The sequence below is a fragment of the Bifidobacterium sp. LH_730 genome, assembly GCF_056355835.1.
On record NZ_JBKETB010000023.1, the window covers coordinates 1 to 8,854 of the forward strand.

General features: G+C 65.7%; 10 protein-coding genes and 1 pseudogene. 1 reads left to right on the forward strand and 10 read right to left on the reverse strand.

Translation table 11 applies throughout. The annotated features are described in order from the left end of the window. The 9 genes from AC1AUD_RS13435 to AC1AUD_RS13475 all read right to left on the reverse strand — a co-directional run. Positions 1-1,517, reverse strand: a 1,517-nt coding sequence (locus AC1AUD_RS13435) for a hypothetical protein (RefSeq protein ID WP_476574884.1), incomplete at its 3' end; no start/stop codon positions are given. Next, positions 1,514-3,127 carry a phage tail tape measure protein gene (locus tag AC1AUD_RS13440; protein ID WP_476574885.1) on the reverse strand — a complete coding sequence of 538 codons (1,614 nt, stop codon included), beginning with the start codon at positions 3,125-3,127 and terminating at the stop codon, positions 1,514-1,516. The genes AC1AUD_RS13435 and AC1AUD_RS13440, both read right to left, overlap by 4 nt. 163 nt (positions 3,128-3,290) lie before the next feature. Continuing rightward, the gene (locus AC1AUD_RS13445) at positions 3,291-3,641 is read right to left on the reverse strand and encodes a hypothetical protein (RefSeq protein ID WP_476574886.1); all 351 of its coding nucleotides are present in this window, start codon (positions 3,639-3,641) and stop codon (positions 3,291-3,293) included. Continuing rightward, positions 3,638-4,054, reverse strand: coding sequence for an HK97 gp10 family phage protein (locus tag AC1AUD_RS13450; protein ID WP_476574887.1), 417 nt, complete (start codon positions 4,052-4,054; stop codon positions 3,638-3,640). The genes AC1AUD_RS13445 and AC1AUD_RS13450 overlap by 4 nt, the downstream gene beginning before the upstream one ends. 4 nt (positions 4,055-4,058) lie before the next feature. Then, a complete protein-coding gene (locus tag AC1AUD_RS13455) occupies positions 4,059-4,472 on the reverse strand; it encodes a hypothetical protein (protein WP_476574888.1) in 414 nt (137 codons plus the stop codon). 16 nt (positions 4,473-4,488) lie between these two features. After that, positions 4,489-4,869: a hypothetical protein gene (locus AC1AUD_RS13460; RefSeq protein WP_476574889.1), complete on the reverse strand. Its 381-nt coding sequence runs from the start codon at positions 4,867-4,869 to the stop codon at positions 4,489-4,491. Beyond that, positions 4,866-5,192: a hypothetical protein gene (locus AC1AUD_RS13465; RefSeq protein WP_476574890.1), complete on the reverse strand. Its 327-nt coding sequence runs from the start codon at positions 5,190-5,192 to the stop codon at positions 4,866-4,868. The genes AC1AUD_RS13460 and AC1AUD_RS13465 overlap by 4 nt, the downstream gene beginning before the upstream one ends. Before the next feature lie 2 nt (positions 5,193-5,194). Next, entirely contained in the window at positions 5,195-6,844 is a 1,650-nt protein-coding gene (locus AC1AUD_RS13470; protein ID WP_476574891.1) for an HK97 family phage prohead protease, read from the reverse strand. Beyond that, entirely contained in the window at positions 6,837-7,976 is a 1,140-nt protein-coding gene (locus AC1AUD_RS13475; protein WP_476574892.1) for a phage portal protein, read from the reverse strand. The genes AC1AUD_RS13470 and AC1AUD_RS13475 overlap by 8 nt, the downstream gene beginning before the upstream one ends. A gap of 95 nt (positions 7,977-8,071) precedes the next feature. Here AC1AUD_RS13475 and AC1AUD_RS13480 point away from each other — a divergent pair, with 95 nt between their 5' ends. Then, entirely contained in the window at positions 8,072-8,335 is a 264-nt protein-coding gene (locus tag AC1AUD_RS13480) for a hypothetical protein (protein WP_476574893.1), read from the forward strand. Here AC1AUD_RS13480 and AC1AUD_RS13485 read toward each other — a convergent pair. Beyond that, positions 8,332-8,854, reverse strand: a pseudogene (locus AC1AUD_RS13485) (hypothetical protein); the annotation flags it as partial. The gene AC1AUD_RS13480 and the pseudogene AC1AUD_RS13485 sit on opposite strands and share 4 nt — an antisense overlap.

An 8,854-nucleotide genomic window follows, 5' to 3' on the forward strand; every position in this document is an offset into this window, starting at 1 on the left:
TACTGCTCGAAGTAGGTGATTTGCGAGAACTCGCCCCATGTGAACTCGGGCATGGCTTGCCATGCCATGCCGATGGGGTTCAGGTCGTCCCACTTGCTCAGCGTGCTGGGCGTCATGGGCAGCGGGGTTAGGGTCAGTTCGTTGGAAAGGACCGGTTCGCCGTTCCGCCAGTCGAACGACAATGTGCCGCCGGTGGCGAGCCATGCGCCGGACGTGGCCGGGGTGCCGTCGTCGGCCAATAGTTTGGTGTACCGGGTGTTGACGAACGCCCACAGGCTGGCCGTGGGCTGCAACTGTTGTTCGTACAGGTCGATGTCGAGGTGGCGGCTGCTGGCGGTCAGTTTCTCCGGTCTGAGCCTCAGCGTCTGCGTGGCGAGCCATCGCGCCCACTGCTGGCGTTCGTCGTCGCTTGGCTGCCATGTGCCGCGCGTCCAATGGCCCTGCGAGTCGTCGCGGGTCACGGCGTCGCAGTCGAACGACACGGATTCCACGGTTTCGGTGAGGTTGGCCGGCAACAGGCCTTGATCGCCGATTTCCAGTTCGTCGTCCTCGAACGTGAGCTTTTGGCTGTTGTCGTCCCATTTGACGGCCTTCGTGGACAGGGTGACCTTGCTCACCGGGTCTGGGATGGTCAGCGTGTTGCCGTCAACGGTTATCATGCCGCCGTCGGCCACGGTCTGTTCCATGCCGTAGCCGAGCACGCTCAGCGTGCCGTCCGAGTGCAGCGTGATGCTGTGCGGGCTTCCGGCGAACACGGCGTGGATATGGTCGTTTCCCAGCCCGGTGTCGTGCGTTTCGTAGTACAGGGGGATGTACGGGCTGTTGGCGGCCAATGCGTTGAGCACGGTGGATAGATCGGGGTATGAGTCCGTGTCGTATGGTGCCGGCTGGGCGGCGTTGGTCTTGAGCCACACCGTGGTCTGGGTGTCCAAGACAGGGCAGCCCAACGCGCGTAGCCTCGCGTTGATCTCGTCCACGCGCGCCGCCTTGTCGCCGGTCCAATGCAGGCCGGAGAAGGCCGCGTCGGTCGAGGTCGGACCTTGCCGCGTGGTGCGGTTGGCGCGCACCAGCGTGCTGTTGGCGTACAGGTCGAGCAGATACGTGCCGTCGCCGCGCTGGGTGATCTCGCCGCCGCTGGTCACGTTGCCCGTGAATATGGTCAACGCGCCTTCGTCCGGCTGCCCACCGGTGGCGGGCCGGTGGGTCCGGTGGAAGTCCGCCCACGTCATTGAGCGTGGCTGTTCCTGCCAGCTTTCCACGCCGTCGAGGTCCCGCCACACCGGGCGGCGTGACAACTGTATGAGCACCTTCATGCCGGCCAAGCGCGTGCTGTTGCCCGCCAAGTCGCCGGTGCGGTCGATCAGCTGGAACCGCAGCACGCTGGGGTCGGGCTGTTCCTCGGGTGAATCGCACCCCCAGTCGATGGAGAACGAGGCCAGCGCGGCCGGCGCGTGAGCGTGGCCGGTCGCGTCCTCCCAGCCGTTGCCACGGTCGATGTACAGCATGGGTTGCCTCATCTGCGGCCCCGCTTCCTCGCGCGCCCGTCCAACAGGCGTTCTATGGCCTTGGCGGTGCCGTCTGGGTCTGCCACCAGTCCGTCGATGTGGACTTCATACGTATTGTTTTCGACGCGCTGCACCACCGGGCGCGCGTTCACGGCGGCGGGCGTGGACAGCCTCGGCAATGCCATGCCGGACGTGCGCGGCGTGGACATGCCGGTGATGGAGCGCACGGGCGCGTAGGCGCGCATGACGGGGGCCGTGTAGGCGGCGGCCTGCTCCGCCTGCGCTGACGCGCCGGAGCTGAACCAGCCGGTCACGGTGTCCCATGCGCCCTTGATGCCGTCCCATATGCCCATGACCTTGTCCTTGAGCCATTGGAACCTGTCGGCCACCCATTGGATGGGCGCGGCGAACGCCCGTTGGATGCCGTCGCCGATGCTCTGGAAGAAGCCGGTGATGCCGTTCCAAGCGTCCTTCACCCATTTGGCGGCGTTGCTTCCGGCGTCGCTGACGGCCTTCCATTTGTCGGCGAACCACTGGCCTATGCCGGAGAACACGCCCGTTATCCAATTCCAGAACGTGTTCCAAGCGTCCTTTATCCACTGGGCCGCCGCCGCGCCGGCCTTCTTCACGCTGTCCCAGTTCATCACCAGCACGGCGATGGCCGCCACCACGGCGAGCACCACCGCGATGATGGGGAGGAAGGCGAGGTTGAGCGAGCCTTGCGCGATGGCGACGATGCCGGCCACGGTGCTGTACGCGGTCATGGCCGCGTTCAGCGTGACGATCACGCCTGCCACGCCGGCGATGACGCCCACCAGCGGGGTGAGCCAGCCGGTGTTCTGCTGCACCCATGTGGCGAACTCTGCGAGTTTCTGCGCGCCGATGGTCAGCGCCGGCAGCAGGCTTTCGCCCAGCGCGGCCTTGGCGTTCTCGAACGCCGCCGCCATGCGCTGCTGCTGGCCCTGCGCGGTGTCGGCCTCGCGCGCGAAGTTGCCCACCGCCTTGCCGGACTGGGCGGTTATCGCCGCAAGCGTGGCTTGCATCTTCGCGTTGCGGTCGCCCTGCTTGTACAGGTCGCCCAAGCCCATGCTGGCGGCCTGCGCCTGCAAGGTCGCGTCGTTCAGGCTGATGCCGTATCGCTCGATGGGATCCATCTCGCCCTTGAGCGCCGAAGATAGCGCGTCCACGGCCTCGGCGGTGGTGCCGCCGAACATGGAACTGAGGTCTGCGCCCAAGCCGATCAGTTCGTTCGTCTTGTCCGCGCTCTGGTCAACGGTCATGCCGAAGTTCTGCAACTGCGAGCCGACCAGCGTGGCGAACTCGTTGTACTCGTTCTGCGAGAGGCCCACGCTTTGGGCGGCCTGCTTGCTCCATTGCAGCATCTTGGCGCTGCTGGACTCGAACACCGTTTCCACGCCGCCCACGCTCTGCTGTAGGTCGGCCGCGCTTTTGACGCATGTGGCCGCGCCCGCGCCTATCGCGGCAAGCGCCGCGCCGGCGGCCACCGATGCCTTGCCCACCTTGTCCTTGAAGGACATGCTGGCGCGCTGGGCCTTGTCCATCGCGGCCACGGCGCTGGTGGCGTCGCCGATGATGCGTATAGCCAGTATCGCGCTTTTCATTCCCTCGCCTCCATCGCTTCCCGTTCGGCCTCTTCGGCGGCCTCTCGCTCACGTTCCAAAAGCTCCAAGCATGTGCCCCAGTCCTCGGGGCTTGGCCCGCTCTCGCGCCGCCAAGCCCACGGCGTGCCGCCGAACCGTGCGGCGAGCACGCATGACCAGACGTTCAGTCCGTCGTCGTCCCACCGGGGAAAGGGTTCGATGCCTCTTCCACGCCGGGCGTCGGGTTGAAGTACTCGGGTTCGGGTTCCGTGTCCTTGCTGATGTCCTCGACGCTGACGACCTCGGCCAGCCACCGGTCGAACGGCAGGCTGGTGAGCTGGGTCTGACGGCAGCGCATATAGGCGCTGTATGCGTTGAATTTGACGGCGGCCTCCATGAGGGTGCCCCACCCGTGGGCCTTGCCGTAGGTCTCGGCGGCGGTGCGCTGGAACATGGTCACGGTGATTTCGTCGATGTGCCCGTCCACGTAGCGCACGCGCGTGTTCGCGGTCACGGGTTCTGTGTTGTCGCTCATTTGCTCAAATCTCCTGTGGTTATGCGATCGATGATCTTCTGCACGGCCTGTGAATACAGGGCCGTCCATTCTGGCTCGGTGTCCTTCGCGGCCTTGTTCGCAAAGTACGTAGCCTTGATGTTGTGGCCGGGCCACCCGTAGTTGATGACGCCGGCATAGGGCACCTTGCCCTTGTTGCCGGCGCGCATGACGCCGGCCTTCTGGGTCGCGCCGGCGCGGATGGTGCGCGCCAATCGGCCGGAACGGTGGGGCGCGGTTTTCTTGGCCTCGCTGGCCACGATCTGCGCGGCCTCGCGGTTCGTTTCCTTGAGGTCTTTCAGATCGTCGCCGGCCTTCCTCAGACCACGCGCCAACTGGCTTGCGCCCTTCAATTGCAGATAGCCGTTGCCGCCGGCCGCGATGGTTCCGGCCATGCGTTTAGGCGGCGGTGTAGGCGCTGGGCGTCACGTTCGTGGCAGCAAACGAAAAGTCGTTGGCGTTCTTGCTCTTCACGTCGCCGCCGATCTGGATGCTGGCGATGGTCACGTTGCCAGTCCATTTCACGGTGCCCGACGTGTTGGGGATGAACTCGAACGGCAGTTCCTCGCCGCTGTGCGTGTTGCACCAGACCTGAAGGCCGTCCATGCTGAAGTCCTCCTTGACGGAGCCGCTCAGCGTCCAGCTTTCGGTCTGCGCGCCGCCCTCGGAATGGCCGTCAAGGAAGTTGTCCGGGTCCTCGGTGTCCGTCGATGGTGCCAGCGTCGTGTTGGTCACGTCCGCCGAGAAGTCCTGTTCGCTGCCGGTCGCGCCGATCTTGAGCGAGCCGGGGCCAAGGGTTCGTACCTTCGCCATGATGTGTTCCTTTCGATTAGTCCTCGGTGAGTTCCAAGGGGTTCAGTGTGATTTCGTAGGCGGCCAGCTTGCCGACGCCGGCCAGCGAGTAGCTGACGGGTTTCGCCTCGCGCATGTTGACCTTGCGTTCCCAGAGGCGTTCGACCACGGGGGTGATGATGTCCAAGGCGTCCACCTGAGTGGCGGTGGTGCCGGCGATCACGTTCACCGTCCACACGCGCTCTTGGAACTGGTAGCCCTCGAACGTGATCGCGGGCGGGTCGATCAGCATAACGGCCTTGCCGGGCAATGGGCGGGCCTCTTGTGCGTCGATGGTCACAACGTCCACAAGGTCGCCGGCCGCGTCCCTGAGCAGTTCCATCAACGCTTCGCGTTCCTCGCGCACGGATACGGTCATGCGATCACCAGCCCGCCGGTGTTCACGCCAGCCGCCTTCAATTTCGGCCACACCGACCTGAGCGGGTCGGTGCTGACGCGGAACGGTTCGGTCACGCCGTCGCCCACGTCCATGACGCCCAGCCGTGCGTCGCGGCTGTTGTACAGGTCGGCCGCGCAACCCACGATGCAGTCGGCCAGCACGGTGTCGGCCACTTCGGCCGCGCCTACGGCGCTGCCCACATACGCCTTGGCGGCGGCCAGCTTCGCGGCCAAGCGTTCGTCGTCCCCTTGGGGCACGTTGACTTCGTTGCGGAGCTGGGCCAAGAGTTCTTCGTCGGTCATGCTCACGCTGCCTTGGCGGCGAACTTGATGGGGAGCAGGCCGTCGGTGAACGTGGCGGCCACGGCCATGTATCCGTACACGCTGTAGTTGTCCACGATGTTCACCGGGTCGGTGTTGGAAAGCTGGGTGGGGCCGCCGCTCTCCCACACGGTCACGCTGGTAGGGTCGATGAACGCGGCGGTGCCCGTCGGGGCCTTGGGCAGCATGTACACCGGCACGCGCATGAGGTCGCCCACCACGCCGGTGAGGTCGAACGCGCCGATAGTGTCGCTGCCCTTGCCGGAGATGTCCATGAAACGGTTGCCCGAGTCCTTGAGCTTGATAAGGGCAAGCGCCACGTCCTTGCTGACGCCGAGGCGGGTCATTGCCGCGTTGCGGTCGTCCATCACCTCGGCCGCGTCGAGGATGAGGCCGGCCCACTGGTCGGCAGTCATCGCGTCCAGCGTGGCCGGGGCCGCGATGTTGTTCGCGTTCTCCTCGGCGTCGCGCTGCGCTGCGATCAGCGTGTACAGGTAATCGCGCACGGCGTTTTCGGTGGCCTTCGCGTNCTTCGCGTAGGCGTTGTTCAGCGCCTTCAGGGCGGTGTTGAGCATGGGCGTGGTCGAACGCTCGATGGTCTGACGGCTCAGGGTGGTGTAGCCGCCGTAGGTGTCGATGTCGGCCGTCTTGGTGCCGAACTTGACCTTGCCGAACTTCAGGGCCGTGCCCTCGCTGGCCTGCTTGGTCACGCTGGTGGTGTCTTCGGTGACCACGTTGTATTCCATCGACATGCCGGTGGCCGGCAGCGTGTCACGGGTCAGGATGTTGGTCACCTTGCGGCGCTGCTCGATCAGTCGCAGATCGTCGGCGATCCACGCCACGGTGTTGCCGGTGTCGCCGGTAACGATGGCGTCGCGGGTCTGGCGCATAAGGTCGATGGCCGTCTGGTGGTTGGCGTCGCGTTCGTCGCTCAGGGCCTTGAGGTAGTCGCCGGGGGTGCGGAACTCTCCGCCCAGCTCGGCCGGCTTGCCCGTCTCGATGCCGGCGGCCACGGTGGCCTTGATGCCGCGCAGTTCCTCGCCGAACGCCTCTAGGCGTTCGTCGATGGCCGCGCGCGCCTCGTTGTTGTTGTCGTTGCCCATGGTGGGTTCCTCGCTTTCGTTGTTGTTTGCGGTGGTCTGGGAACGCTGCCCGGTGATCTGGGCGGCGGGATAGGCGGGGATGCCGGTAACGGCAACCTCGAACAGGTCGATCGCGCGGCGATGCACTTCGGTAACGCCGTCGTCCGACTGGATGACGCGGTTCTCAACCGGCCTGAAGCCAATCGAAAAGCCGTCGTACACGCCATCTCGCACCAGTCGCACGGTCTCGCGCGCGTTGTCGGTGTCCGACAGCTTCATAACGACGTGCAGGCCGTCCGGCCGGCGTTCGGTGCCGGTCACCTTGCCGATAAGCTCGCCATGCTCGCGGCTCACCTTCACGGTCTGGCGGGTGCCGAAGTCGCAGTCGGGGTCGATGACCTCTGCGTAGTCACCGAACAGCGCGTACCTCTGGTTGAAGGGCACGGCCACGCCCTCCAAGGTGGTGCCGTCCCCGGCGTCGGCCTCGCGCAGCTCGATGCCGGTAAGGTCGAGCGTGCGCGTCTCCATAAGCCTGTTGTCGATGTCATTCATTCGTAGTGCCTCCAATCGGTTGAATCACCGCCGCCTGTTCCAATGGCGGCAGACCTTCGCGTTCGCGCACGTCGTCCACGGTCAGCCACCCGCTGCCGATGGCGGTCTGGTACGCGCCATACCGGTCGGCCATGTCGGCGCGCCGGCTGCTATCCCAGTCGAACCGCACGGTGCGGCCGCGCGGCAGAAGGCCGCTTAACAGTTCCTCGATCTCGCCGGTGTAGGCTGCCAACGTGTAGTCGGCGAACTCAATCCACGATTGCTCGATATTGCTGTACGTCAGATTGCTGCCGTCCACGGCGGCCAGCATGATGCTGGCCGGGATGCCAAGAAGACGCGCGATCTGCGTCGTGTCGAACTTCTGCGTCTCAAGAAACTGCAAATCAGCCGGCTTCATGTCCAAGGGCACATACGTAAGGTTGCTGCCGACCACCTTGATGTCGCCGGCCCTGCCGGCCTTGCCCCAATCGTCCTTCGCCTGTTTCGCGCTGTCCGGGGTAATCTTCTGATCTGACTTCAAATAGCCCTTCGCGTTGCTGCTATCGGTGTAGAAGCGTGCCTTGTAGTCGCGGGCCATCTTCGCGCCCTCAACCTCTTCGCGCGCGGCGGAGATGGGGCCAAGGCCCCTCAGCCGGCCGGGAACGTTGAGGAACTTCAAATGGGTGATGTCGTCGGGCGTGTACTCGCGGCCAAGATACGTGTAGCGAAGCACCGGGGCGGCCGGGTCTCGCCCGTCGTCCCTGACGGTCACCAACGCTGGCGGCAGCACTTGGCACGACACCACTTCGCCGCCATAGCGCAGCTTGCGAACAAAGGCGTTGCCGTCCAAGCACAATGAGGCCACTATGTCGCTGATGAAGTCGCGGCGGCTTCGGTTGGCGTCCGGGTGGTCAACGATCGAGGCAAGCGTGTTGAGCTTCACGCCGCCGCGCATCTCGTGCAACGGCAGGCCGGCGATGGCGGTCTGCAACACCTGCACGCCACGGAACACGGTGGACAGCTGCAACGGGTCATAGGCCGGCGTGCGGCTGGGCGGCATGATTTCCGGCGGGATGTCATCGACGGCGGCCACGCCGCGCGTGATGATCTTGCCGGCGAAGCGCAGCCGCGCGAAAAAACCCAAGTCGTTCATGCGGCACATCATGCGCCCGGCCACCGTGGCGGGGCCAGCGGCGCGCGCCCTTGCCCGCCACAGTCCGCCACGGCCGCGCACAATACAATGGGCCAGTGGAAAGATACAGGTTCCCGGCGCGCAAGCCCGACATGGAATTTGCCGACACCGTGACGGCCGCCATCCAAGCCGGGCTTCTTCAGGCGCATGTGACGGCCCCCGGCGATGGGCGGGCGCTGGATGCTCTGGACGCGCTCGGCCTGCTCGCCCGAGTCACCGACGCCGTGGCCCGTGGCGAAGCCTCGCTTACCGTGTCCCCGACGCCCAGACTCATAGCCGCAGACCATGACGGCGTGCTTGAACGGCTGTACGCCGATTAGAAGATCTGCAACGGCCCTTCCGGTTCCGGCCGGTGGGAGACGCCCCACGCGGCCAGCATGGCGCTTTCGAGCGGCGAGGTCTTGCCAGTGCTGCCACGACGGCTCACGCGCCATGCGTCGCCCGACCATGCGCGCGCGCTGTTCGCGGCGCTGGCGTCCAGCTCGGTGTCTGCCGCGTGCCGCACGGTGTTGTTCTCCAGACCGGATACGAACGCTTGGCCCACGCTGAGGTAGTCGGCGGCCTGCATGTCCACGAAACGCACCACGGGGTCGCCGTTGGCGTCGTTCAACGCCCTGAGCCGGTCGCACAGGTCGCCGTTGGGGCCGCGCGAGTCCATGCACAGGGGCGCGTGATAGGTGTCGCACAATCGGGTTATCTCGCCGGGCGCGCCGCCGGTGCCGTCCAACACCTTGAGCAACTGCACGGTAACAGTGCCGTCGGGTTCGGAGATGCCGGCGCTAATCGACGTATGCGTGGCGTCAACGTCCACGGCCGCGCCGAACACCACCGGCCTGCCG